A 23,638-nucleotide genomic window follows, 5' to 3' on the forward strand; every position below is an offset into this window, starting at 1 on the left:
CTAGTAAAGTGATAGGTATCTTTTCCACATATTAAAATTGTGTAAACATTGGAATTATTTACGCGTTAAAAATTCTGAAAAAATAACGAATAAAATAATGACTGCAAAAGCAATAATGAAAAACCATGTAGGCGTACTTCCGAACAATAGCATATGAATCCTCCGTTCAACTTAATAATTAAAGCATAGCATATTTATAGAAAGTAGGAAAAAAATCCACACATTTCAATGGAAATACGTTAAAATGAAAGGTAGAATAAGTAGTAAATGTATGTAGAGAGGTTGTTAAATATGATTCATTTAAATTGGAAAGAAGCGCCGACAATCAAAACGGTTACTTGTACGCAAACAGATGCAAAAAAATATTTAGTATCAAATGTTCTTACTGTTGGTAAAACGTATGAAGTGAAAAATGAAACTGAAGAGTTCATTTTCGTAGTCGATAACACTGGTCACGTAGGTGGCTTTTACAAAGAGTATTTCGCATAATTTGCTAGAGTAATTACTCTCCAGCTCACGCAGGTGAGATTGGGGAGTTTTTTTATTTGAAAGGGAGGATTCGTCATGTTAAAAATCATCGAAGAACAAATTTCTCAAAGATCACAAAGAACTTATGCAGAAGAGGATCAATCATTAATTCCAGAAGGTGGCTATAAATCACCTGATGCGCATTTATATGAGGATGTGTTAGTGAGTGTCGTTTTGCAAAAGCCTGTGTTACTTAAAGGCCCATCTGGTTCAGGGAAGACGAAGCTTGCGGAAACGATCGCCAATCAGTTCCAACAACCGGTACATAGTATTAACTGTTCGGTCGACCTTGATGCAGAAAGTCTTCTAGGATTCAAAACAGTCGTACAAAAGGACGGACAGACGTTTATTGAATTTGTCGAAGGACCTGTCGTACAAGCGATGCGACAAGGACATTTCCTATATATTGATGAAATTAATATGGCAAAAGCTGAAACTTTACCGATTTTGCACAGTGTTTTAGATTATCGCAGAATGCTGACGAATCCATTTACAAATGAAGTGATTCACGCACATCCTGATTTCGGCGTGATTGCAGCGATCAATGAAGGTTATGTGGGGACGACACCAATGAATGAAGCTTTGAAAAACCGTTTCATCTCATTTTCAATCCCATATATTTCAGGGGAGCAGTTAGAACTGTTAATCGATGAGCGATTCCCAGCCATTCAATCACAATTGAAAAATCAAATGCTGTCACTTTCAAATGATTTACGCCAACAAGTGAAAAATGGCTTATTAAGCGATGAAGCGGCATCCATCCGAAGTTTATTTGATGCAATTGAGTTAGCAGAACATATTGATACAATACGAGCGATTCAATATGCCATCGCCGAAAAATTAGAAGACCAAACCGAGAAAAACTTAGTCATTGAATTAGCAAAAACTTGGATTGGGTAGGTGAAGAATATGGCTTCAATGAGTCGCTTTATTCAGTTTAACAATGAACAAATTGATGCGAGACAGATGATTTCCTATGAAAATTTAACGAGAGCATTGGCGAATAGCCGTGAACTACAATTGACGGAAAGACAATTGATGGAGTTGAATCCACAGGAGCAGATCGCTTCAATGTCCGTCTTTTGGCGACATCGTGATGAAGAGAAAATTCATTTAGGCAGACTTTCGGATATATACCTATTGTCGGAAGGATTTTGGCGTCATTTTTCCTTATCTGAATGGCGAATATTTCTAGAAGATCTTGAAGATTTCAGATTTCCAAAATTACTCTCACAACTCGTTTTATTAGGCGAAGAGTTTCGATTAATGGAATACGTCCAAAAAAGTAGACCGGGTACGAAAAAGGCATTTTCAGTACGTAGAGAGGCCTATTTAACAACTTACCACCATCAAATTCGCGTAAATCAGCAAAAAGGGCTTTTCGCAGAGTCGCTTATGAATTATTTCTACATCGCCATTCATGAAGGGCAGCAAAAGTTACCTTCAGGTGGTATTTTTGATGAATTTCAGCCGTTATTATACTTATGGCAAAATGTATTTGATAGTCGTTCTACAAGAGATACCGCGACAATCATTTTAAGGCTTGCTCCTCAAATTGAAGAAATCATTCAAAAAGAGCTTTTCCATAATTTCTATGCTTTACTCGATCAAATTTCAAATGAACTCATTGTAGACCATGAGCATAAAGGGGTTTGCGGTGTAGAAGAAGGAAATTCCGGAGAGGCGAAAGAGACTATTGAAGAGACATTTCGTTCATGGCATCGTGAATCAGAAGAGGATTCAGGTACACATATGCGCTTTGAATTGGAGCGTGGCAATGAAGGGAAGAGCTTGTCGAATGAAGCGGTAGAAGGTAGAGATGATCAGCAACCGACGGAAGAAGGTGCTGGAGGCGATCAAAATGCCGAAGCGAAGCCGAAGAAAACGGATAGCGTGGCGACAAAAGCATTAAAGCGTAAGTATACGAAATCAGGCAAGAATTTTGGCAAGGAACATGAAAATGTCATCTATGAAGAGAAGAAAACGGCCGTTTCTGATGATTTAGAACAAATTCGTATACTCGAACAATGGCGTGTCGATCAACAACCTCAAGTGAAAGCGTTAGCGACAGAGTTAAGAAAGAGAATGGTTCAGAAGAAAACGTCCAAAAGAACGAATTTGTCATATGGTCGATTTAATGCAAAACAAGTGTTAGATTTCATGACGGAGACGAGACCGAAACCATTTTACAAAAAAGATGCACCTTCTAAGCCGCTGGATGCTGTATTTGGGCTATTAATCGACGGATCGGCATCAATGATCGATAAAATGGATGAGACGAAGCAAGCGGTGTTATTATTCCATGACGTACTGCGTGAATTAGACATCATTCATGAACTTGTCGTATTTTATGAAGATGCGTACGAAGCGTCCAAAGAAGCGCAGCCGAATACTTTTGAATGGTTGCATAGTTTTGAAGATGGCAAGCATGATGCGATCAAAGAGATTGCGTCAATGGATGCACATGAAGATAATCGAGATGGCTTTGCGATTCGTTGGATGACTGATCGTTTGAAGAAAAGGGAAGAGAAACACCGCTTCCTACTCATGTTTTCGGATGGTGAACCTTCTGCCTTTGAATACGCGCAAAATGGTATTTTGGATAGTGCAGAAGCAGTAATCGAAGCGGAGAAGCAGGGGATCACTGTACTGCATCTGTTTTTAAATACCGAAAAACCTTCAGATGAACAACTCAAACTATTTGCGACGGTTTTTGGCAAACAATCGATTGTTGCGGATCAAGTTGAGCAGTTTTCAGACATTACATTGCGCACTTTACGAAAAGTATTATCGCATGTCGTACAAGGTATGTAACGCAATATAAAAGGTCATCTACATTTCAACTTGTAGATGACCTTATTTTTATTGTTTATTTTGAATAGCTAGAAGACGTTGTTTTAAATCTTCTTCCATACGACCAATTTCAACTTCTGCTAGGCGACGTTTTTCGCGACCTTCATGTTGAATTTGCAATGTTTCTTCGATTGTAGAAATTAAGTTCTCCTGCGTTATTTTCAGCGTTTCAATTTCGACAATACCACGCTCATTTTCACGCGCTGTCTCAATTGTATTCACTTTTAACATTTCAGAGTTTTTAAGTAGTAATTCATTCGTCGTAGAAGTTACTTGTTTTTGCGCTTCCACTGCACGACGTTGATTATTCAATGTAAGGGCAATGGCAATCTGATTACGCCATAGTGGAATTGCAGTCATAATCGACGATTGAATCTTCTCAGCAAGCGTTTGGTTCGTCTGTTGAATCATACGAATTTGAGGGGCAGATTGAATCGTAATTTGACGAGAAAGTTGTAAGTCATAAATACGTTTTTCAAGGCGATCGACGAATTGTGCCATATCATTCACTTCTTGCACAACCATTTGATCATCTGATTTTTCAGCTTCTGCACGCATTTTTGGCAGTAACTCATTCATGATTTCATCACGTTTGATTTCAGCTGCGGCAATATACACATTTAAAGCTTCGAAATACGTTTTATTCTGTTCATATAGCTCATCTAACATCTTAACATCATCCACTAAACCGCGTTTTGAATGCTCTAGCTGAACACCGATACGATCGATTTGTGTACTTAGTTTTGTATATTTTGACATCATTTCTTGAATTGATTTTTGAACTTTACCGAATAATTTACGCAGACCTTTTGGTTTTTCCTGCTGTAAATCTTCTGGGTCAAGTTCATTTAATTTCGTCATCAAATCTTTTAAAATATCACCGACTGGGCCGATATCCTTCGATTGCACATGATCCAACATTTTGTTTGAAAAGGCAGAAAGGGCAGTTTGTGCATTAGCACCATAAGTAAGGATTGCTTCGTAACTTCCTGTTGGAATCTGCGAAGCTAATTGACGCGCTTTTTCTTGATCTTCTTCACTTAGTCGGTCTAATTGACGAACTGGCGCAGTGGCTTCACGCTGCTGCACGACCTCTTTTTGAGGAAGTGGCTCTATTGTGAATGGATTGGCTAATAAGTCATCCATCGATTGATTCGGTTTATTTTCTACCATTTAAATTTCCTCCTCGACTTTACGATCGCTTCTTCTCGCGGTTTTTTTGACGAAATCTAATTCAACTTTAAGATCTTCAATATCGGCAGCTAAAAGTTGTCTAAGGTCTTTTTCCATCGATTCTAGTAAGTCAGCCAAAGTATCACGCGTTCTTTGAAGAGCGATATGGACTTCAGTATCTTTAATCGGTTGTTTTGATAAATAGGAGTATTTTTCTGTTAATTCAGCAGCTGACGGCAGGTGCGAATAGAAAAATATTTCAGCATTATAAAATTTTGCAGGATTTGATTTGACGATTGAAATAATACGTTTTGCTAATCGACTCATTTCATAAAGTTGTTTAAATCCTGAAATGGAGCGAACACTTGAGTAAAGGCGATTGAATTGTCTTAATGATTCGTTCGCTTCTAATAGTTGAGCTTCTATATGATTATATTCAGATTTTGATAATCCGAATTTTTTACGTTTATTGAATCGTTGATAAGCTTGAACAATAAAGTAACTAACGATAAATACTACGGCAGAAATTGCTAAACTGATGAAGAACCCCTGAGCAAAAGCAAACATTGAGATGGCAATTGTTACAGGAATTGTGATGAATGCGAAAAGTACTCGCAAAATTGAATGTCCAGCATGTAGCATGATTTTCCCTCCTTATCCTATATTCATAATATACGATTGAAAATCAAGAAGGTTTCAACTTTACTTATAATAAATCTGAAGTACTCAAAAATAAGTATTTTTTATGAAAAAAAACAGGAATGGCGTTTTTCGTCGCGATTCCTGTTTATGATGCAAACTATAAAAGTCGCATTTAGCTATTTCGTTGATTTTCGATCGTGCGAATTAATTCGTCGATATAAACTAATACTTTTGAAGAAGCAGCTTCAAGTTTTCCTAAGTAATCTTCTGCTTCAGTCATCATCCCAGCGTTGTAAGCACGCGCAGCATCTTTTGCAAATTGATGAACTTCTGCGTGAGATTGATCTAGCTGATTATATGCAGCTTCGTTTTTAAAGCGGGCAATTGTTTTCGCTGAAGTGTACCAAGTGCCTAAACGACAATCCGTATGAGATGAAATCGTTTCAGGATTGATATTTTCAAGTCCTAAGAACATATTGTAAATCTTCCATTTCCATAAAATATGATCCGCTTTCGATAGTTGAAGTAGGGCATAACTCGATAATTGGGCATTGGAATCATCCACAATATTCACGCGGAATGCATCAATTTCTTGGCTCAGGCGGTGAATGCCGTTAGAAGTTGATTGACCTAATGCGCGGATATCCTGCTGTAAATCTGTAATTTGGACCATACGATTCGATACTTCATCTATGGCAGATGATTGTTCTTCTGAAATCGAAGCAGTCATTTTCACAGAATCATTGATTTCAGCAATTTCTACAACAATTTGACTTAATAAAGGTAATGAAGATTTCGCATCGACAGTCGCTTCTTTAATAATTGTCGTCGTTTCCGTAATCGAGTCTTGTACACTGTTAGAATAAGATTTTAAATGTTTCACATTCGTTGATACTTCCGTTAATGCCGAAACTGTATTTTCAGCAAGTTTGCGAACTTCTTGCGCGACTACGGCAAATCCTTTACCATGTTCACCAGCTCTTGCAGCTTCAATCGATGCATTCAAAGCAAGTAAATTCGTTTGATCGGCAATTTGGTTGATCAATGTGACAACGTTTTCGATATCGCCAACACGTTTTTGCAATTCACTAAAAGAGTCGACAATCGAAGAAAAAGTTTCGCCAGTTTTCATAATTTCGTTCAAAGCACTGCCAATTTCATTTTGTGAATTCAGTGCATATTCAACGGATTGGTTTGTCTTTTCAGAAATAAGGGTAGAGGTACGTGCAATCTCTGCAATCGAAGCGGTGATTTCTTCCGTAGCAGCAGTTGATGATTGGATTTCATCGGTTTGACGATCCAGGCTATAAATTAAGTCTTTCATGTACATAATTTGAGAATTTGTATCGATTAACTGAGTGATTTCAGTGATTGAATTTTCTAATGTCCGCTCAGTGAACGACTCAAATAACAGCTCTTGGTCGATATTAACGGCAGATTGGAATGAGCGCATTAAGTCGAATGCTTTTGCAGGCTTCAGACCAAAGTTGTACAATAGGTGGGTAGTCACATAAAATGCGAACTGGTTAAAAATAACAATCGTTCTACCTGGCTCGAACTTATATTTACGAATTTGGTCGAAAAATTTAAAAACTTCTTTGACGTAGTTTTCATCACGCGTGCAAGTAAAGAAAGTAGTTAAATAATTCGAAACCAAATGTTCAGAAATAGGATTTTTTCGATCCGCAGATAGTTCACTCAAATACTCTGTGAAAATTTGTTGCATAGTGGGAGTGGATTTTTCCAATTTTTTGTATATGTATTGCAAGTTATTTTCATCTTCGTATGAAAAATGATTAAAAGCAAGCGTATCTTGAAAACGGTCAGCAGTTTGAATATCTGTCCCTCTTTCTAAAAGTTGCTCCATATTAAGTTTAGGTCGAATAGAAGATAGCATGAATAAACCTCCAAAGTCTTTTTAGTAATATTAGCATATATTTAGATTTTTTTGTAGTTAAAAAGGTTTATTTGGTTGGATAATTTTTGAAAGTTAGAAGGGGGATTGTTCCAAATGTATAAAATAATCTATATGAAAGCAGACTATGAACCATGGTGGGAATTCGAGGGTTGGCAAGAGTTTGTCGTTTCAGAAACTGAATTCGAGGACCGTTTACAAGCAGAGCAATTCCTTAAAAACTTATTACATGACTTTTCATTGAAATATTGTAAAAAACAACAGAAAAAAGATCGTTTCTGGGCATTTTGGTCTGAAAATGAAGCAGTCTATTGCGACAATTGTGCGGATGATTTACAAATATATCACGGATTGATTTGGCAAGAAGTAGAATAAAGTGCGAGTATATTAAGTGAATTTTAGAAAAAATTTGAAATTTCAATTGACTAATAACGTCATTATGTTATAATATTCTTAACAAATGAAACTGTATTACCGTTACATCCATTCACATATTACAAAAAGTGATCGGTCTTCGGTACTTATTGTAATATGTGAATTTTTGTATGGTTTTTTAGGTTCATATTGTTTACTTTTATTTTTGGAGGTTTTACACATGAAACAAGGTACAGTAAAATGGTTTAACGCAGAAAAAGGGTTTGGCTTTATCGAAATCGAAGGAGAAAACGATGTATTCGTACATTTCTCAGCAATCCAAGGCGAAGGATTCAAAACTTTAGATGAAGGTCAAGCAGTGGAATTCGAAGTTACTGAAGGTAACCGCGGACCACAAGCAGAAAACGTTGTAAAACTTTAATTTACAATTTTTCAGGAGGTAGCAATTGCTACTTCCTTTTCTATACAGTTTTTTTAGAGGATTTGTGCAAATTTGATTTCGCAGCTTGTAGTAAGACGCCCATGTTAAAAAATGAGTCGTAACTAACATGCGATTTTTTTTTGAAAAACTATTCAGATAATGACAAAAAATTGTATATTTGTGATACAATAATCTTTAGTACATAAGTAACATGGAGGTATAATATGGCTAAAACCCGTATGGCTAAAAGGCGTAAGCGAAAGTGGATTAGAAATCTATTAATTGTTTTCTGTCTTTGTTTTGCTACAATTAGTAGTTATTTAACATACTCCGTTTTTTCTGTAAAAGGAGCTTTGGATCAGTCGAAAGTTCAATTGCAGCGAGAAGACAATAAATCTGAACTAAGAGAAAAACCTGTTTCATACAGCGAAGAACCTTTTTCAATTTTATTGTTAGGCATTGAAGAATATGCTACAAAGAAAGAAACTGGTAGAGCAGACACGCAGATTGTTATGACATTTAACCCCAAAAAACATAAAATCACTTTAGTGACGATTCCGAGAGATACGCGCGTACAAATTGACAACGCGAGCGAATATACTGGAATTCATAAAATTAATGCCGCGATGACATACGGCGAATTGAATCAATATGGTGGCGAAAAGCTCCAATTGGAAACGACAGAAAAATTACTAAATATTCCGATTGACGCTTTTGTAACAGTGAACTTTGATGGCTTCCGCGATGTAATTGATGCTCTTGGTGGAATAGACATCGATATTAAGCAACCTTTCTGGGAAGACAATATTTATACGAAAAAACGCATTGATTTTGCGCAAGGTCATGCTCATTTAACAGGTGAGGAAGCACTTGCATTTGTCCGAATGAGAAAGCGTGAAGTGAATAATATTTATCCGAGGGAAGAGCGCCAAAATCAAATGATTGAAGCAACTGTTGCCCAAACTAAATCAGCAGGTACATTATTAAAAGTAGGGGAATTAACGAAGATTTTCGGTGAAAACGTTAAAACAAGCCTTTCCATTGGTGATTTATTTGCGATTCAAAGTCAATATTTGAATATGAAAAAATTGAAGATGGGTTCAACAGAAGTGAAGGGCTTTGATACGAAAGTTAATGGCGTTTCATATTTTGTAGCGAATCAGCAAGATCTTCAAAAATTAAGTGAAAGCTTACGAGCAGAGCTTGGTTTGGATCCTGTACCATTCCAAACGAGTGCTAGATTTACAAATTATTAATTATTGGATGAGGAGCTACGTTTAGAAATAAGCGTAGCTTTTTTTATGTAAAAATTATGCAAATTGAAAGCTTATTATTTCTAAAAAAGAAAAAAGACGAGGACTAATCCCCGTCTTGAATGTCTACCTATTTAAGCTTAGTACCAGCCTTTTTGTTGCCAAGCTGCTTTTGCATTATTCCATGAACCGTAACGATCTTTAACGTATTTGTCAGCTACGCGCTCTTGGTTTGCTGGTGAATAATCACCTTTTAAATATGAACGGTCTAATTGATATTTCCCGACATATTTACCTGTTGCGCTACGTGCGTTGTAGTTATTCGTAGATTCTTTGTGCGCGATCCAGCTTTTTGCTGAAGATGAAGAACCTTGATAATTTGATGATGTTGAAGCTTTTTTCACAGGCGCTTTGTAAACTGGTTGTTGCTTCACAGGCGCTTGTTTTACTGGCGCTTTATATGTTGGAGCTTGTTGAACTGGAACTGCTTTTTGAACTGGAGCTGCCTTTTGAACTGGAGCGGGTGCTTTATAAGTTGTTTGTGTTTGAACTTGCTTCACAGGCGCTTGGTATACTGGCTTTTGTTGCACTGGTGCTACGCCATTTCCGCCTACTTCTAATAATTCACCTGCATATATTAAGTCTGTTGATAGACCATTTAGTTGTTTTAAGTTTGAAACTGTTGTACCGTGTGTTGCTGCTAATTTTGAAAGAGTATCACCTGATTGGATTTTCACTTCTTTAGCTGAAGCTGAACCTGCGAATGCGACTGTTGAAAGTGCGACTGCACCTGTGATTGCGATTAGTTGGTTTTTCATAATTTGAATTTCCTCCTCGGTTTTTCTAACTGACACAACTATACCAAGGCCAAATTTCACTCCAATGACAAAATGATTGCCCGAATGTTACAGGAAAGTAACAGGGGGTGGATATAATTAACAATTTATGAATTTGATTTTTTTATTACTAATGTGATTGTTTTCATACCAGCTATTATATAAGCAAATATATGTAAGTAACGAATGAAAATAGCATTGATTCGAATAGACATTTCATCGATTTTTTTTTCATTTTCCTTTAAAAGCATTCAAATACAGCGAAAAACAATTACGATTCCACTGAATTGTTACAGATGGTTTGACAATATCTGTTGAAATTACTTGGATAAAATTCATTTATGATATACTAAATGAAAGAAAAAATTGAAGGAGTGATTCTAATGAATGTTTCTACACGCTTAGAACGTCAAAAGCAAATTGATTTTGCAGTTGGTTTGGCAGCACTTGATGGTGGAAAGCCTACTTCTTTTACAAAGGAACTTTTATGCGAATACGAAAAAGGCGAAGTTACCTCAAAAGAGCTGAAACAAGCCATTTTACAAAAGTATTTTAGGAAGTCTAAATAATGGATCCATACATTGATCCACATACTAAAGTATTAATCAATAAATTAAATATTTCGGATGAACAAGATCTAATCAATATTGAAGCACAGTTATTGATTGCTGGAATAATTGATATCGACCGAAATTTACACGATGTCGACTTCTTGGATTTTAAAAGTATTTCAATAATCTATAAGTATTTATTTGGAGAATTATATTCATGGGCTGGCGAATTTAGGACTATTAATATTTATAAAAATGAAAAAGTGTTAAATGGTCTATCTATTAATTATAGTCATCATTCAAATATTCAAAAAATTTAAGTAATATTTTTTTTAAGTGTCCAAAATTTAGATTGGTCTCATAGTAACCCACAACTTCCATTGATTTTCACGAATTTTATGGTTGATATTTGGAGAATACATCCTTTTCGAGAAGGTAATACGCGAACTATTTCTGTTTTCATGAAACTTTTTGCTGAACAGAATCATCTCAAATTTAATGCGGTTTTACTTTCTCTTCATACTGGATTTTTAAGAAATTCACTCGTATTAGCTGCTGTACAAGAAGCGCCAGATGTTAGTCATTTACTTAAGATTATTTCTGATGCTTTAACATATACACCTCATATTCAAACTAAGAATAGTGCTGTTGATTCTGAAAAATATCATTCAATTGGCAAATATGACGTTTCTAATTATGAGGAAAAACCTTTTTACACTAAAAAACCAAAGCAAGATTAAGTACATTTCTACGTAGAAATGTACTTTTTAAATGCAAAAAAAGACGAGGATTAATCCCCGTCTTGAAAATATAACTATTTAAGCTTAGTACCAGCCTTTTTGTTGCCAAGCTGCTTTTGCATTATTCCATGAACCGTAACGATCTTTAACATACTTGTCAGCTACACGTTCTTGGTTTGCTGGTGAATAATCACCTTTTAAATATGAACGGTCTAATTGATATTTCCCGACATATTTACCTGTTGCGCTACGTGCGTTGTAGTTATTCGTAGATTCTTTGTGTGCGATCCAGCTTTTCGCTGAAGATGAAGAACCTTGGTAATTTGATGATGTTGAAGCTTTTTTCACTGGTGCTTTATAGACCGGTTGTTGTTTCACAGGCGCTTGTTTTACCGGCGCTTTATAGGTTGGAGCTTGTTGAACTGGTGCTGCTTTTTGAACTGGAGCTGCTTGTTTTTGTTGTACTGGAGCGGGTGCTTTATAAGTTGTTTGTGTTTGAACTTGCTTCACAGGCGCTTGGTATACTGGCTTTTGTTGCACTGGTGCTACGCCATTTCCGCCTACTTCTAATAATTCACCTGCATATATTAAGTCTGTTGATAGACCGTTTAGTTGTTTTAAGTTTGATACTGTTGTACCGTGTGTTGCTGCTAATTTTGAAAGAGTATCACCTGATTGGATTTTCACTTCTTTAGCTGAAGCTGAACCTGCGAATGCGACTGTTGAAAGTGCGACTGCACCTGTAATTGCGATTAGTTGGTTTTTCATAATTTGAATTTCCTCCTCGGTTTTTCTAACTGACACAACTATACCAAGGTCAAATTTCACTCCAATGACAAAATGATTGCCCGAATGTTACAGCAGTATTACAAGAGGGTGGTAAATCCTTCTAAAATGAGCGATTTATTTCGAACAAAAAACAGAGAAACCTCTATAACGGGCTATAATGGGAGGCTAAATTTCCCATAAAAACAGCTGAAATCGAATTTTCGTCGCTTAATTTTCTTTGAAATTCTTTGTTTTCTCTATAAAAACGGGGATAATACCCCTTATTACGAGCCTTAAACCTCTCGAATATTACAAAGTGCATCCATTTTATTGTTTATTCAACCTTTTAATTCCTAAAAATATGAAAGCAGAGTTTTAAATTTTACCCATATATAATAGAAGAAACTATTTTTAAAAATATAAAAAGGACTTCGACACATATAATGTGAACGAAGTCCTAATATTTTCAATTAGACTAGTCTAATTTATTTGCAGCTTTCCACTCTAGGTATTCATCGTAAGTTAATTGCTTGTCAAGAATTGAACCGTCTTCACGGATTTCAATTACGCGGTTTGCAATTGTTTGGATGAACTGATGGTCATGAGAAGTGAAGATCATAGCGCCTTTGAAAGCAGTTAAGCCTTCGTTTAGTGCTTGAATCGACTCAAGGTCAAGGTGGTTAGTTGGTTCGTCTAATAGTAATACGTTTGAATGTGATAACATCATACGTGATAACATACAACGAACTTTTTCTCCCCCAGATAATACTGCAGGTGATTTCTTAACTTCTTCACCAGAGAATAACATACGACCTAAGAATCCACGTAGGAATGTTTCTGTTTCGTCTTCAGGAGAGAATTGGCGTAACCAATCAACTAAAGTTTTTTCAGAACCTGCGAAGTATTCTTCGTTATCTAATGGTAAGTAGCTTTGAGAAGTTGTTACGCCCCATTTGAATGAACCATCGAATGCTTCATCTTCACCAGCAATAATTTTAAGTAATGCTGATTTGGCAATTGGATTACCTAGAAGGATGATTTTGTCTTCACGGTTCATAGAGAAACGCATATCTTTGAATTGAACTTCGCCATCAACTGATTTAGAAAGTTCTTCAACTGTTAATACGTCATTACCAATTTCACGTTCAACTGAGAAGTTGATGAATGGGTATTTACGGCTTGAAGGGCGGATGTCATCCAATTCGATTTTATCTAAAGTTTTCTTACGAGAAGTTGCTTGTTTAGATTTAGAAGCGTTAGCAGAGAATCGCGCAACGAATGCTTGTAATTCTTTGATTTTTTCTTCTTTTTTCTTGTTTTGATCTGATAACATACGTTGAGCTAGTTTACTAGACTCGTACCAGAAATCATAGTTACCAACGTAAACTTGGATTTTAGAGAAATCTAAATCCGCAATATGCGTACAAACTTTGTTTAAGAAGTGACGGTCATGTGATACGACAATAACTGTGTTTTCAAAGTTGATTAAGAATTCTTCAAGCCATTGAATCGCTTTTAAATCAAGGTGGTTGGTAGGCTCATCTAGTAATAGTACATCTGGTTTACCGAATAAAGCTTGAGCAAGTAATACTTTTACTTTTTCAGAACCAGTTAGTTCAGCCATAGTCATGTAGTGCATTGAATCAGGAATACCTAAACCTTGTAAAAGGATCGCAGCATCTGACTCAGCTTCCCAACCATTCATATCTGCGAATTCACCTTCAAGTTCAGCGGCACGAATACCATCTTCATCTGTGAATGGGTCTTTCGCATAGATTGAGTTCTTTTCGTTCATTACTTTATAAAGTTCTTTATGACCCATCATAACGGTTTCAAGAACTTGAACTTCTTCAAATTCGAAGTGATTTTGTTTTAAAACTGCAAGACGTTCGCCAGTACCCATAGATACGTGACCTTCTTGTGCTTCAATTTCACCAGAAAGAATTTTTAGAAATGTTGATTTACCAGCACCGTTTGCGCCAATTAGGCCGTAACAGTTACCAGGTGTAAATTTAATATTAACGTCTTCAAATAGCTTACGATCGCCGAAACGAAGAGCTACATTACTTACTTGAATCATGTAAGTACCTCCTTTTTCACAATGTTTACATTATATCATGTAAAGTGGTTCACGACTATAGAATCGTTTGAAGTAAAGAGAAAGATATTATTTTATTTAGCATAATCCGTTATTTAGGCAGAAATAGGGGAGAGTGGAATGAAAAAAAGACTTAAACCGAACGAATCGATTTAAGCCTTGAAAAGATTATTGTTTTTTCATTGAACCAGTTTTCTCAAGGTTTTCGTACATTTCGAATGCACGGCTTAAGATATGTGGTGTTTGAACGTTACCGTATTTTTCAACAGCAGCGTTGTAGTATTCCCATAATTGCTCTTTGAAATCTGGGTGTACACAGTTTTCAATGATTAGTGGAACACGTTCTTTCGGTGCAAGACCACGTAAGTCAGCTACACCTTGCTCAGTTACGATTACATCAACATCATGCTCAGTATGGTCAACATGCGTTACCATAGGAACGATTGATGATACTGCGCCGCCTTTAGCGTATGATTTCGTTACGAAGATGCCTAGACGAGCATTACGTGCGAAGTCACCAGAACCGCCGATACCGTTCATCATTTTAGAACCTGAAACGTGAGTTGAGTTTACGTTTCCGTAAATATCAGCTTCAAGTGCCGTGTTGATTGAGATTAGACCCAAACGACGGATTAATTCAGGGTGGTTAGAGATTTCTTGCGGACGAAGTGTGATCTTGTCAGCATATTTTTCAAGATTGCTGTAAACGCGCTCTTGTAATTCTTCAGTTAAAGTGATTGAAGTTGCAGCAGCAAAGCGAACTTTACCAGCGTCAATTAAGTTGAACACTGCATCTTGTAATACTTCAGAAGCAACTACTAGGTTTTCGAATTCTGCATCAGCAAAGCCATCTAATACAGCGTTTGCTACAGAACCAACACCAGATTGTAGTGGCATTAATTCATTTGTAAGACGACCAGCTTTGATTTCATCACGGAAGAAATCAAGTAGGTAGTTCGCCATTGTTTGCGTTTCTTCATCTGGAGGAACGATTAGAGATGGCGCATCTGGCTCTTCAGAAATAACGATTGCTTTTACTTTTGAAGGATCGATTTTAATACCGATTGAGCCAAGACGTTGTGTAGCATCAGTCATTGGAATTGGTTCACGTTGACCTTGTTCACCAGGTACGTAAATATCGTGAATGCCGATTAAGCTCTCTGGGTGAGTGATGTTTAACTCGATAATAATGTTTTCAGCTGTTTCACAAATGATTGGAGAGTTACCAACTGAAGTTGTAGGAATTAATAGACCATCTTCAGTGATTGCTACTGCTTCAATAATTGCGTAATTAACTTTACCGAAAATTCCTTGACGGTATTGCTCAGCGTTGTGAGATAAGTGCATATCTGCATATAAAACGTCGCCTGAGTTAATTAGAGTACGGATTCCACGGTCACCGATGAAAGGACCACGTTTACGAATACCACCAGCAGCTGCTAGGTAGTTGTCTACTTCTGGACCTAATGAAGCCCCTGTGTAAACATCAATTTTAATATCTTCATTTTTTGCGCGGTCAGCTAAAGCCATTGGTACAACTTTCGCGTCACCAGCACGAGTGAATCCTGACATACCAACTACGTCGCCGTCAGAGATTAATTTTGCAGCCTCATCAGCCGACATTACTTTACTTGCTAATTCTTTTAAACCTAAACGTTTTTCAATTGTTGCTTCCATTCTTAATTCCCCCTAAAAGTATGATCATGCCTCTTATTTGTAATGTAAGCGGTTTACAAAATAGGTACATGACGTTCAATAATAGTACTTTGTTTTAGGTAAGTATGTTACATCAATCAATTCTGTACTATTACAGAAAAGTCAGATAGAAACACACTTAACAAATTGAAATAGAATTTGGTTTCGATTTCTAACTATATTCTTACACAAATTAGCTGAATTAATCTAGTCTTTTCTTCTAAAAATTTTATTTATTTATTTTATCAATAATAAAATAGGCGAAAATGTTAATTTTTTGACCTTGAATAAAGCAGGGTATAACCGCTTAACTCCAGTGTAATAGATAGTTAAGAATAATATTTGAAAATAGATACGTCAAAAATATGTTTATCAAAAAAATAAAGCACAATTCTCGTTTAACGGAAAATTATGCTTTATATGACGTAATGTTGTTATTTTTGGGCATTAAAAATGGCTTGAATGAAATCTGGACCTAATGCAGATAGATCACATCCAGATGCGTTAGGGTGACCTCCACCATTATAATTTTTCGCGATTTTAGATAAATCGACTGTTGAACCGATTGAACGTAATGAAACTTTATTCTTCACTAATGAAATAATGAAGACACAATCGATTTCTTCCGCAAATTTTTCTGCTAAGTGATTACCAAGCTCACTGAAAAATGAATCGGTTTCAACAACACCGATGTTGACAGGTGTATCATGACCTAATAATTGATAGTTCTCAATAATATTCATTTGTTTTGATTTCTTTTTCAGTAATTTACGAAGTTCTTCTTTTGAAAAGTGTAAATAATTTGCGTCTTCTTCCGTAAATAATTCACCATTCAAAATATAATTCATGCGATCCTTCGCAAATTCATGGCGACGGCGCGAATAAAAGACAGTATTCAAATCAGCTGCTTCTTGAATCGATAATGCATGCCAATCCCAAGTATCGTAAAGGCGAATGTTTTCGACAAAATGAGTTAAACGCGTTAACATTTCATTCTTTTCTTTCGCCGAATATTCCGGTTGGATAATGACTACTTCATCGTCTTCGTTCGTCGTTCTTTGTAGTGGTGACACTTCAAATGAAGCATCTAAAAGGCTTTTGAAAATTAAAGTAGTAGCACTCATTTTAATGCCATTTACTTCGGGTTTTACTTCCGCCCAATTGAAGTCATTTAAGTAGATTGCAGAAGCATGGTGATCAATCAAAATAATGTATTTGCCATTTGGGTGATTATTGACAAGTTCGATTGCCGCAGCAGTTTCTTCATTTACTGATAGATCAGTAATGATGATTAGCTCCTGATCATTTTGTTCAGCAATCTTCTCCATTACAACATCATCGATTTTTCGAGTTTCTACATAGTAAGGATTATGATTAATGCCAAATGCATCTAAAACGATCGAAGGGCCAATGCCGTCTAAATCTGTATGTGTTAAAAGATGGATTTGTTCATATTGTGTTAATTTTTTCGGTAAATTCTTTAAATTCATTATTTCATCGCCTTTCATTGTCCATAGGGTATTATTATAGCACTGTATTAAGTCACTTGGAAAGAAAGATCAGCAGGGACTTAGTCGAGTACAAAAATTTACGAAAACCCTCCCCTGAATCATACGGGATTTTCAGGGGAGGGGGGATTATTTGATCAATTTTAAGACAGTTTTATTATTCTCTTTTACTTGAATTAAGCCTTTATTCGGTGCAAAGTATGATACTGTTTTGCCGTTTTTAACAGATACGACATTTTTAAATGTACCAGCAGTTGTTTTCACCGTATTCTTTTTAGAAATGACTTTTGTTTTGTTGCCATAAGGTCCAACCCATGAATTCTTCGTACTTACAGGATATTTAAGTGCTAAAGATAAGTAGCCATCTTCCATATCCCCAACATATAACCCTTTTTTCGTATCATATTCAGCTTCACTTGATTGGTCGGGTGAAGAAGTTAGATGCCAAAAATCTTTTACAGCAGGAATATGTTTATACGTCGTTGTATATTTTGCATAGAATGTACGGGCAAACCCTGATCCAGCGTTAAGTGGTAGGTCATAGTGATATTTTTGATGAATATTACGCGCATATTTTGTACCCGTATTTTTAGTTGTAGTCATTAAATTAGCTGTTTTTACATAGGCATAGCCAAATTGAAAGCGGATTTTAGAGAATCCTTTTGACGTTTGGCCAGTAACGACAACGCCGCTATTCGCAGGGATTTTCGACATTTTTTCTGATTTCAAAGATGGTTTGCTATAAACGATCGTATTTAGTCCGGGTTTGATTTCACGGAAATATTTTAATGAAGTAGATTTGTACGTAACTTTCTTTGTTGCCGCACTACTATTAATAGAAGTAAATGCGAATGTCGATAAGCTTAGCGCCATAATCGTAAGTAATTTAACTGAATTTTTTTGATAGTTTTTCATTTTTGCCCCTCCTTAGTATGCGACCCTGAAAAATAGTATGTATAATAGCGAATCGCCATCTATTAGTACATTTCCAATAAAAGTAATTCATAAACACGGAATGGTAGAAAAATGACCTAAAAATCTAAATATAATATAAAAATCGTATTTATCGAATCGATTAGTTTATAAGAACTAATGATTAGACGAATTATACGTCAAAAAAGTTTTAAAAAAAAGAGGATAATTAGCCCCTTTTTTATTAAACACCTAAGAAGAAAAGTACAATAGGAATAGTAATTATACTAATTATGGTTGTGATCAATGTCGTAAATGATACTAAATCAGGCTTCGTATTAAACTGTAATGCGAGCATTGTCGTATTTGCTGCGGCTGGCATGGCTGCTTGCAAAATTAAGACGGATTTTACGATGGTTGGTAAGGGCATGAAATATAAAATAAATGCGGCAATAAGCGGTGAAGCAATCATTCGAATGGCTGTCGTAATACCCATCGCCGTATAGTTTACTTTTTTACGTGAAATAACTGCCAGTTGCATACCTAAAATCAGCATGACAACGGGAATAGATGCGTCCGCAATTAGGTCGACCCCATTCATAATAGAAGAGTGGACCGGCATATGAACAAGTTGAAGTGCTAAACCGATAATTGCACCCCACAGGACGGGCATTTTATACACTTTTGACAATGCATCTTTTAAATTTGCCCCATCATCACTGCCGATCGATGCGAAAAATATGCCCAATGTATTCATAAAGAGTGAGTGAATGACCATAATGATGACTGCGATATGGAAACCTTGGTCACCAAAGGCGAATAATGCGACAGGTGCGCCGTAATTGCCGCTATTCATAAAGACTGCGCCGAGCATCATGGCAGATGATTCCGAACGATCCGCGCACATAATTTTCGTGGCGATATATGTAATAATAAATAAGAAAAAGCATAGTAAAATAGCAAAAGTGAAAATATACATATAATCAATTGTCAGTGGCGTCGTGTAGAAAGTTCTAAATGCAAGGACGGGCGACATGACATAAAGCGTCAAAGTTGAGATGTTTTTTATATCGAAATGAAGTAGCTTTTGACCGATGAATCCAGTTAGGAAAACGAGTAGAACGGGCAGTATGACTAGGAATAAATCCATATAATCACTTCCTTCTATAGTTGGGAAAATAGTTTATTTAAGGGGATAAAGGGTAAAAACGGAAAAAGGGCAGTGAACCCTTTTTCAATGATGTTCGTCCTTCACTTTGAATCGGCTCATTTCCAATGGTCTTGAATAAATTCATCTCGACCCGATTGAGCGCGATCAGTTTCGTACTCAGTAGTATTCTTTTTATAAAAATCTTGGTGATATTCTTCTGCAATATAAAATGTTTCTGCGGGAATAATCGGTGTAATGACAGGTTTTGTGAAGCGCCCAGAATCGATTAATACTTGTTTCGACTGTTCAGCAAGGATTTTCTGCTCATCATTATGATAAAAAATCATCGCGCGATAGTTGGAACCACGATCTTGGAATTGTCCATCATCGTCGGTTGGATCGACTTGCTGCCAATACAGTTCAAGTAATTTCTCATATGGGAAAACGGCTGGTTGAAAAATTATTTCAACTACTTCGGTATGACCAGTTTCACCAGTTTTCACTTGGTCGTATGTTGGATTCTCAACAGTACCACCCATATAGCCTGATTTGATGGATTCAATGCCGTCATATTCAGCAAATGGCTTGACCATACACCAAAAACAACCTCCAGCAAATGTCGCTTTATGTAATTCATTTTTCATAAACGGATCGCCTCCAAAATTATATTGAAAGAATGTATGAATTGTACGAATAAATAACAATAATTAGCACTTTCCATGTTACTATTATAAAGAACTATTGGAAATCATGAAAGGAGAATTTAAGTGGAGAATACTAGACAACGCAAGAAAAAGAAGAAGTTAAGAAAAGGTAGAATATTTTTCCTTTTAATTCTAATAGCACTCATTGCAGGAGCAGGATATGTTTATACGGAATACAAATCAGGAATTAAAATGGCTGAGGCAGATGCGCCGGCTAAACCAACTTTGAAATTCGACGGGGATCCCCAATCGAATAAAGATATAGAAAACATTCTATTAGTAGGTGTCGATTCAAGAGGTGAGAAGCAATCACGTTCTGATACGATGATGCTTGTATCTTGGAATAAAGATACGAACGATATAAAAATGGTCTCATTTATGCGCGATATTTTTGCGGACATTCCAGGATATAAACAATATAAACTAAATACGGCCTATTATTTAGATGGTGCTGATTTATTAAAAGCCACTTTGAAAAATATGTTTGATGTCGAAATCAACCATGTAGCGGTAGTCGATTTTAATAATTTCGAGAAAATCGTTGATGTGGCAGCTCCAAATGGTGTTGAAGTAACAGTACCTCATGATATGTCAAAAAACATTGGCGTTCACTTGAAAAAAGGTACTCAAAAGTTAAATGGTAAGGAATTACTTGGATTTTCTCGATTCCGCTACGATGCAGAAGGGGACTTCGGTCGTGTAAAACGCCAACAACAAGCACTTGAAGCATTGAAAAAAGAAGTTATTAAACCAAGTAATGTGAAAAATTATCCGAAATTATTGGGAACTTTACAAGGTTCTGTACAGTCTGATATTAATAAGGATGATCAGCTGAAAATGTTGCTAGGAGCGGTGAAAGGTGGGGGCGTTTCAATTGAGAAATTAACGATTCCAGTTGAAAACTCGTACTCATTCATTCGTGACCCAGAATCAGGTTCAGTCATTCAAATCGACTTAGAGAAAAACTTGAAGGCTTTAAATGACTTCTTAGTTTTTGAAAAGTAATATAGCGTGTATAATAGGGCTATACGATGAACAGCAGACAGATATAGAACGGAGGAATGTTCATGGAGCCTGGAAAAAAGGACTTTTTTAGTACACGATTTATTCGATTTTTAGGCGGCAAAAATTTACTTTATGGATTAGTAACACTCGTGTTATTAGGAATTGTGTTCCTTCTATATAGTAAAGTTTCATTTATTTTTAAACCGATCCTCGTTTTCGTTCATACAGTTGTACTACCAGTAATTTTGGCGGTCATCGCCTTTTACTTATTACGACCAGTACTCAAGCTATTAATTAAATGGAGAATCCCTCGCGTTTGGGGTATTGTCATCATTTATTTAGCGGTCATTGGTTTGCTAACTTTATTAGTGACATTAGTTGTACCGTTTTTAAAAGAACAATTCATGAACCTAATAACGGAGTTCCCGCAGTACTTTATGAAGTTTATCAACGGATTCCAAGTACTTGTTGAGGATTCAAAATTCACATCAATGCTTGATAAGTATGACATTGATCTCAATGCAGCCATCAGCCAAATCGGGACTGATTTAACAAACTATGTAAAAGATGCAGCAGGTAATCTTGGCAAAGGATTAGCCTCAAGCATTACCGGCTTTGTGACAACGCTAACAGGAATTGTTCTTGCATTAGTAACAGTGCCATTCATTTTATTCTACTTATTAAAAGATGGCGAGAAACTTCCAGCCGCATTTATCAAATTATTACCTCCAGCAATGCGTCCGGATACAGCTCATTTACTAAAAAATGCAGATCACCAAATTAGTAGTTATATTCAAGGTCAAATTATCGTGTCATTCTGTATCGGTGTCATGGTAACAATCGGATTTTTAATCATCGGATTGGATTATGCAGTGCCACTTGGTTTCTTAGCAATGATTACATCCGTTGTACCGTATTTAGGACCGATCATCGCGATTACGCCAGCCGCAATTATTGCGGTTGTTACAGCACCAGTTATGCTACTGAAATTAGCAGCAGTTTGGACAGTTGTACAGTTAATTGAAGGGAAGTTCATCTCACCTCAAGTAATGGGTAAATCGCTACATGTACATCCAATTACAATTATTTTCGTCTTATTAACAGCTGGTTCGCTATTCGGAGTACCGGGTGTTGTACTAGGGATTCCTGGATATGCAGTATTAAAAGTACTCGTATCTCATTTATGGAATTTATTCAAAAAACGTTATAACAAGTTTCAAACGAAGCATCACCGTTATGAAGTAACCGAATGGAAAGACGACGAAGAACCTAAAAAAGATGAATAATCTATAGCACTCTATGCAGGTCAATACAGTTATTTCGTATTGATGGATGCAATAGAGTGCTTTTTTTCTGCATATTGGCGCATTCTAACTCTAATTATTAGAAAATAGAAACAATTAATAAAAATACATTTGACATTATAAATATACATAACTATAATTAACATTATCAAATAAATGAGGTGAGTAGATGAAGGTAGGAATTATTGGTGCGACGGGTTATGGAGGGTTAGAACTGATCCGACTATTGCAATCGCATGGAGAAGTTGAACAATTAAAGCTCTTTACATCGTCGGAAGAAGGAATTGCATTTTCATCGAAATATACTCATTTACAAAATATAATCGATTCGCCACTTGAAGCCATCACCGCTCATGCTATTAAAGGGTTGGACGTGGTTTTCATAGGGACACCATCAGGAGTATCGGGGCAATTAATTCCACAAATTTGGAATGAGCAGACGGTTTTTATTGATTTATCAGGCGATTTAAGATTGAAAAACAGTGATCATTATGTCGATTGGTATAAAAAAGAACCCGCTCCAGAGCAGTTTTTACAAAAGAGTATTTATGGATTATGCAGCTGGAATAACGCAGAAATTCAGCAAAGTAAATTAATTGCCAATCCAGGCTGTTATCCAACCGCTGTATTATTATCCATTCTTCCTTTATTAAAAGGTAAGCTCGTTTCACATCAACACATTATAATCGATGCGAAAAGTGGCGTTTCAGGTTCTGGGAATAAGCCAACTCAAATGACGCATTTTACAGAAACGACGGAATGTACAACCATTTATAAAATTAATGAACATCAACATATTCCAGAAATCGAACAAGCAATTGCGCATTTTACAAATCATGTAGAACCAATTACTTTTTCCACACATTTAGTGCCGATGATTCGAGGGATTATCGCAACATCCTATTTACAAGCAAATGAAGGGGTTACGCAGGAAGATTTAGACGCATTATTAGTCAAAGAGTATGCCGATGATCCATTCGTGCGCGTTATTCCGAATGGTTCGAAATTAAGCACGAATCAAGTAAAGGGAACAAACTTCTGTGATATTACTTGTCGATTAGATCCGCGAACGAATCGCGTGACGGTCGTTTCGGTCATCGACAATTTAGTAAAAGGGGCAGCAGGACAGGCCATTCAAAATATGAATATTATTTTAGGATTTGACGAACGCGAAGGATTAGAACAAGTACCTATGTTCATATAAAAG

General features: G+C 36.3%; 23 protein-coding genes. 12 read left to right on the plus strand and 11 right to left on the minus strand.

Annotated features, from left to right (window positions below; all coding sequences use genetic code 11):
- The first annotated feature begins 291 nt into the window (after positions 1-291).
- From DF281_RS06445 to DF281_RS06455, 3 genes are all read left to right on the plus strand, one after another.
- Positions 292-489 (plus strand): DUF6501 family protein, encoded by a 198-nt coding sequence (locus DF281_RS06445; RefSeq protein ID WP_109349435.1) that lies wholly within the window; start codon positions 292-294, stop codon positions 487-489.
- A gap of 75 nt (positions 490-564) precedes the next feature.
- A complete protein-coding gene (locus DF281_RS06450) occupies positions 565-1,428 on the plus strand; it encodes an ATP-binding protein (protein ID WP_109349436.1) in 864 nt (287 codons plus the stop codon).
- Between the two features lie 9 nt (positions 1,429-1,437).
- Complete coding sequence (locus DF281_RS06455; RefSeq protein ID WP_109349437.1) at positions 1,438-3,342, plus strand: vWA domain-containing protein; 1,905 nt, start codon at positions 1,438-1,440, stop codon at positions 3,340-3,342.
- A gap of 48 nt (positions 3,343-3,390) precedes the next feature.
- Here DF281_RS06455 and DF281_RS06460 read toward each other — a convergent pair whose 3' ends face one another.
- The 3 genes from DF281_RS06460 to DF281_RS06470 form a co-directional block, all read right to left on the minus strand.
- On the minus strand, positions 3,391-4,554 hold the full coding sequence (locus tag DF281_RS06460; protein WP_109349438.1) for a toxic anion resistance protein: 1,164 nt from the start codon (positions 4,552-4,554) through the stop codon (positions 3,391-3,393).
- Positions 4,555-5,196, minus strand: coding sequence for a 5-bromo-4-chloroindolyl phosphate hydrolysis family protein (locus tag DF281_RS06465; RefSeq protein ID WP_109349439.1), 642 nt, complete (start codon positions 5,194-5,196; stop codon positions 4,555-4,557).
- 172 nt (positions 5,197-5,368) lie between these two features.
- A complete protein-coding gene (locus tag DF281_RS06470) occupies positions 5,369-7,093 on the minus strand; it encodes a globin-coupled sensor protein (RefSeq protein WP_109349440.1) in 1,725 nt (574 codons plus the stop codon).
- Positions 7,094-7,207: 114 nt separating this feature from the next.
- Between DF281_RS06470 and DF281_RS06475 the strand changes: the two genes are divergently transcribed.
- The 3 genes from DF281_RS06475 to DF281_RS06485 all read left to right on the plus strand — a co-directional run bounded on the left by DF281_RS06475 (position 7,208) and on the right by DF281_RS06485 (position 9,163).
- Entirely contained in the window at positions 7,208-7,486 is a 279-nt protein-coding gene (locus DF281_RS06475) for a DUF1033 family protein (protein ID WP_109349441.1), read from the plus strand.
- A 220-nt stretch (positions 7,487-7,706) separates the two neighbouring features.
- Positions 7,707-7,907, plus strand: a complete 201-nt coding sequence (locus DF281_RS06480) for a cold-shock protein (protein WP_109349442.1) — start codon at positions 7,707-7,709, stop codon at positions 7,905-7,907.
- A gap of 224 nt (positions 7,908-8,131) precedes the next feature.
- Complete coding sequence (locus tag DF281_RS06485) at positions 8,132-9,163, plus strand: LCP family protein (protein ID WP_109349443.1); 1,032 nt, start codon at positions 8,132-8,134, stop codon at positions 9,161-9,163.
- A gap of 137 nt (positions 9,164-9,300) precedes the next feature.
- Here DF281_RS06485 and apf (DF281_RS06490) read toward each other — a convergent pair whose 3' ends face one another.
- Complete coding sequence (apf, locus tag DF281_RS06490; RefSeq protein ID WP_109349444.1) at positions 9,301-9,978, minus strand: aggregation-promoting factor; 678 nt, start codon at positions 9,976-9,978, stop codon at positions 9,301-9,303.
- A gap of 401 nt (positions 9,979-10,379) precedes the next feature.
- Between apf (DF281_RS06490) and DF281_RS06495 the strand changes: the two genes are divergently transcribed.
- Genes DF281_RS06495 through DF281_RS14895 form a run of 3 tightly spaced genes read left to right on the plus strand, consistent with a single transcriptional unit; the run spans position 10,380 to position 11,287 of the window.
- On the plus strand, positions 10,380-10,565 hold the full coding sequence (locus DF281_RS06495) for an antitoxin VbhA family protein (RefSeq protein ID WP_109349445.1): 186 nt from the start codon (positions 10,380-10,382) through the stop codon (positions 10,563-10,565).
- Complete coding sequence (locus DF281_RS14890) at positions 10,565-10,867, plus strand: hypothetical protein (protein ID WP_240605520.1); 303 nt, start codon at positions 10,565-10,567, stop codon at positions 10,865-10,867. The genes DF281_RS06495 and DF281_RS14890 overlap by 1 nt, the downstream gene beginning before the upstream one ends.
- A 3-nt stretch (positions 10,868-10,870) precedes the next feature.
- Positions 10,871-11,287 carry a Fic family protein gene (locus tag DF281_RS14895; RefSeq protein ID WP_338084917.1) on the plus strand — a complete coding sequence of 139 codons (417 nt, stop codon included), beginning with the start codon at positions 10,871-10,873 and terminating at the stop codon, positions 11,285-11,287.
- Between the two features lie 84 nt (positions 11,288-11,371).
- Here DF281_RS14895 and apf (DF281_RS06505) read toward each other — a convergent pair whose 3' ends face one another.
- The 7 genes from apf (DF281_RS06505) to msrA all read right to left on the minus strand — a co-directional run bounded on the left by apf (DF281_RS06505) (position 11,372) and on the right by msrA (position 20,062).
- Positions 11,372-12,055, minus strand: coding sequence for an aggregation-promoting factor (gene apf / locus DF281_RS06505; RefSeq protein WP_109349446.1), 684 nt, complete (start codon positions 12,053-12,055; stop codon positions 11,372-11,374).
- A gap of 475 nt (positions 12,056-12,530) precedes the next feature.
- On the minus strand, positions 12,531-14,135 hold the full coding sequence (locus tag DF281_RS06510) for an ABC-F family ATP-binding cassette domain-containing protein (protein WP_109349447.1): 1,605 nt from the start codon (positions 14,133-14,135) through the stop codon (positions 12,531-12,533).
- A gap of 186 nt (positions 14,136-14,321) precedes the next feature.
- The gene (locus DF281_RS06515; protein WP_109349448.1) at positions 14,322-15,830 is read right to left on the minus strand and encodes a succinate CoA transferase; all 1,509 of its coding nucleotides are present in this window, start codon (positions 15,828-15,830) and stop codon (positions 14,322-14,324) included.
- Positions 15,831-16,282: 452 nt separating this feature from the next.
- The gene (locus DF281_RS06520) at positions 16,283-17,338 is read right to left on the minus strand and encodes a DHH family phosphoesterase (protein ID WP_109349449.1); all 1,056 of its coding nucleotides are present in this window, start codon (positions 17,336-17,338) and stop codon (positions 16,283-16,285) included.
- Positions 17,339-17,485: 147 nt separating this feature from the next.
- On the minus strand, positions 17,486-18,271 hold the full coding sequence (locus DF281_RS06525; RefSeq protein WP_109349450.1) for an SH3 domain-containing protein: 786 nt from the start codon (positions 18,269-18,271) through the stop codon (positions 17,486-17,488).
- Between the two features lie 241 nt (positions 18,272-18,512).
- On the minus strand, positions 18,513-19,418 hold the full coding sequence (locus tag DF281_RS06530) for an AEC family transporter (RefSeq protein WP_109349451.1): 906 nt from the start codon (positions 19,416-19,418) through the stop codon (positions 18,513-18,515).
- A 116-nt stretch (positions 19,419-19,534) separates the two neighbouring features.
- Positions 19,535-20,062: a peptide-methionine (S)-S-oxide reductase MsrA gene (msrA, locus tag DF281_RS06535; protein ID WP_109349452.1), complete on the minus strand. Its 528-nt coding sequence runs from the start codon at positions 20,060-20,062 to the stop codon at positions 19,535-19,537.
- Between the two features lie 123 nt (positions 20,063-20,185).
- Here msrA and DF281_RS06540 point away from each other — a divergent pair, with 123 nt between their 5' ends.
- From DF281_RS06540 to argC, 3 genes are all read left to right on the plus strand, one after another.
- Complete coding sequence (locus DF281_RS06540) at positions 20,186-21,127, plus strand: LCP family protein (protein WP_109349453.1); 942 nt, start codon at positions 20,186-20,188, stop codon at positions 21,125-21,127.
- Positions 21,128-21,189: 62 nt separating this feature from the next.
- A complete protein-coding gene (locus DF281_RS06545) occupies positions 21,190-22,413 on the plus strand; it encodes an AI-2E family transporter (RefSeq protein WP_109349454.1) in 1,224 nt (407 codons plus the stop codon).
- Positions 22,414-22,600: 187 nt separating this feature from the next.
- Complete coding sequence (gene argC, locus DF281_RS06550; protein ID WP_109349455.1) at positions 22,601-23,635, plus strand: N-acetyl-gamma-glutamyl-phosphate reductase; 1,035 nt, start codon at positions 22,601-22,603, stop codon at positions 23,633-23,635.
- Positions 23,636-23,638 lie beyond the last annotated feature (3 nt).

This window comes from Kurthia zopfii (genome assembly GCF_003143955.1).
GTDB classification, from domain to species: domain Bacteria; phylum Bacillota; class Bacilli; order Bacillales_A; family Planococcaceae; genus Kurthia; species Kurthia zopfii.

Excerpts from the sequence above, each read along its gene's own strand:
- DF281_RS06455 (WP_109349437.1), top strand. The coding sequence starts at position 1,438 with ATGGCTTCAATGAGTCGCTTTATTCAGTTTAACAATGAACAAATTGAT.
- DF281_RS06475 (WP_109349441.1), top strand. The coding sequence starts at position 7,208 with ATGTATAAAATAATCTATATGAAAGCAGACTATGAACCATGGTGGGAA.
- DF281_RS06520 (WP_109349449.1), bottom strand. The coding sequence starts at position 17,338 with ATGAATTTAAAGAATTTACCGAAAAAATTAACACAATATGAACAAATC.
- msrA (WP_109349452.1), bottom strand. The coding sequence starts at position 20,062 with ATGAAAAATGAATTACATAAAGCGACATTTGCTGGAGGTTGTTTTTGG.
- apf (WP_109349444.1), bottom strand. The coding sequence starts at position 9,978 with ATGAAAAACCAACTAATCGCAATCACAGGTGCAGTCGCACTTTCAACA.
- DF281_RS06445 (WP_109349435.1), top strand. The coding sequence starts at position 292 with ATGATTCATTTAAATTGGAAAGAAGCGCCGACAATCAAAACGGTTACT.
- DF281_RS06470 (WP_109349440.1), bottom strand. The coding sequence starts at position 7,093 with ATGCTATCTTCTATTCGACCTAAACTTAATATGGAGCAACTTTTAGAA.
- DF281_RS06510 (WP_109349447.1), bottom strand. The coding sequence starts at position 14,135 with ATGATTCAAGTAAGTAATGTAGCTCTTCGTTTCGGCGATCGTAAGCTA.
- DF281_RS06450 (WP_109349436.1), top strand. The coding sequence starts at position 565 with ATGTTAAAAATCATCGAAGAACAAATTTCTCAAAGATCACAAAGAACT.
- DF281_RS06465 (WP_109349439.1), bottom strand. The coding sequence starts at position 5,196 with ATGCTACATGCTGGACATTCAATTTTGCGAGTACTTTTCGCATTCATC.
- DF281_RS06495 (WP_109349445.1), top strand. The coding sequence starts at position 10,380 with ATGAATGTTTCTACACGCTTAGAACGTCAAAAGCAAATTGATTTTGCA.
- DF281_RS06530 (WP_109349451.1), bottom strand. The coding sequence starts at position 19,418 with ATGGATTTATTCCTAGTCATACTGCCCGTTCTACTCGTTTTCCTAACT.
- DF281_RS06515 (WP_109349448.1), bottom strand. The coding sequence starts at position 15,830 with ATGGAAGCAACAATTGAAAAACGTTTAGGTTTAAAAGAATTAGCAAGT.
- DF281_RS14890 (WP_240605520.1), top strand. The coding sequence starts at position 10,565 with ATGGATCCATACATTGATCCACATACTAAAGTATTAATCAATAAATTA.
- DF281_RS06485 (WP_109349443.1), top strand. The coding sequence starts at position 8,132 with ATGGCTAAAACCCGTATGGCTAAAAGGCGTAAGCGAAAGTGGATTAGA.
- DF281_RS06460 (WP_109349438.1), bottom strand. The coding sequence starts at position 4,554 with ATGGTAGAAAATAAACCGAATCAATCGATGGATGACTTATTAGCCAAT.
- DF281_RS06545 (WP_109349454.1), top strand. The coding sequence starts at position 21,190 with ATGGAGCCTGGAAAAAAGGACTTTTTTAGTACACGATTTATTCGATTT.
- apf (WP_109349446.1), bottom strand. The coding sequence starts at position 12,055 with ATGAAAAACCAACTAATCGCAATTACAGGTGCAGTCGCACTTTCAACA.
- DF281_RS06525 (WP_109349450.1), bottom strand. The coding sequence starts at position 18,271 with ATGAAAAACTATCAAAAAAATTCAGTTAAATTACTTACGATTATGGCG.
- argC (WP_109349455.1), top strand. The coding sequence starts at position 22,601 with ATGAAGGTAGGAATTATTGGTGCGACGGGTTATGGAGGGTTAGAACTG.
- DF281_RS06480 (WP_109349442.1), top strand. The coding sequence starts at position 7,707 with ATGAAACAAGGTACAGTAAAATGGTTTAACGCAGAAAAAGGGTTTGGC.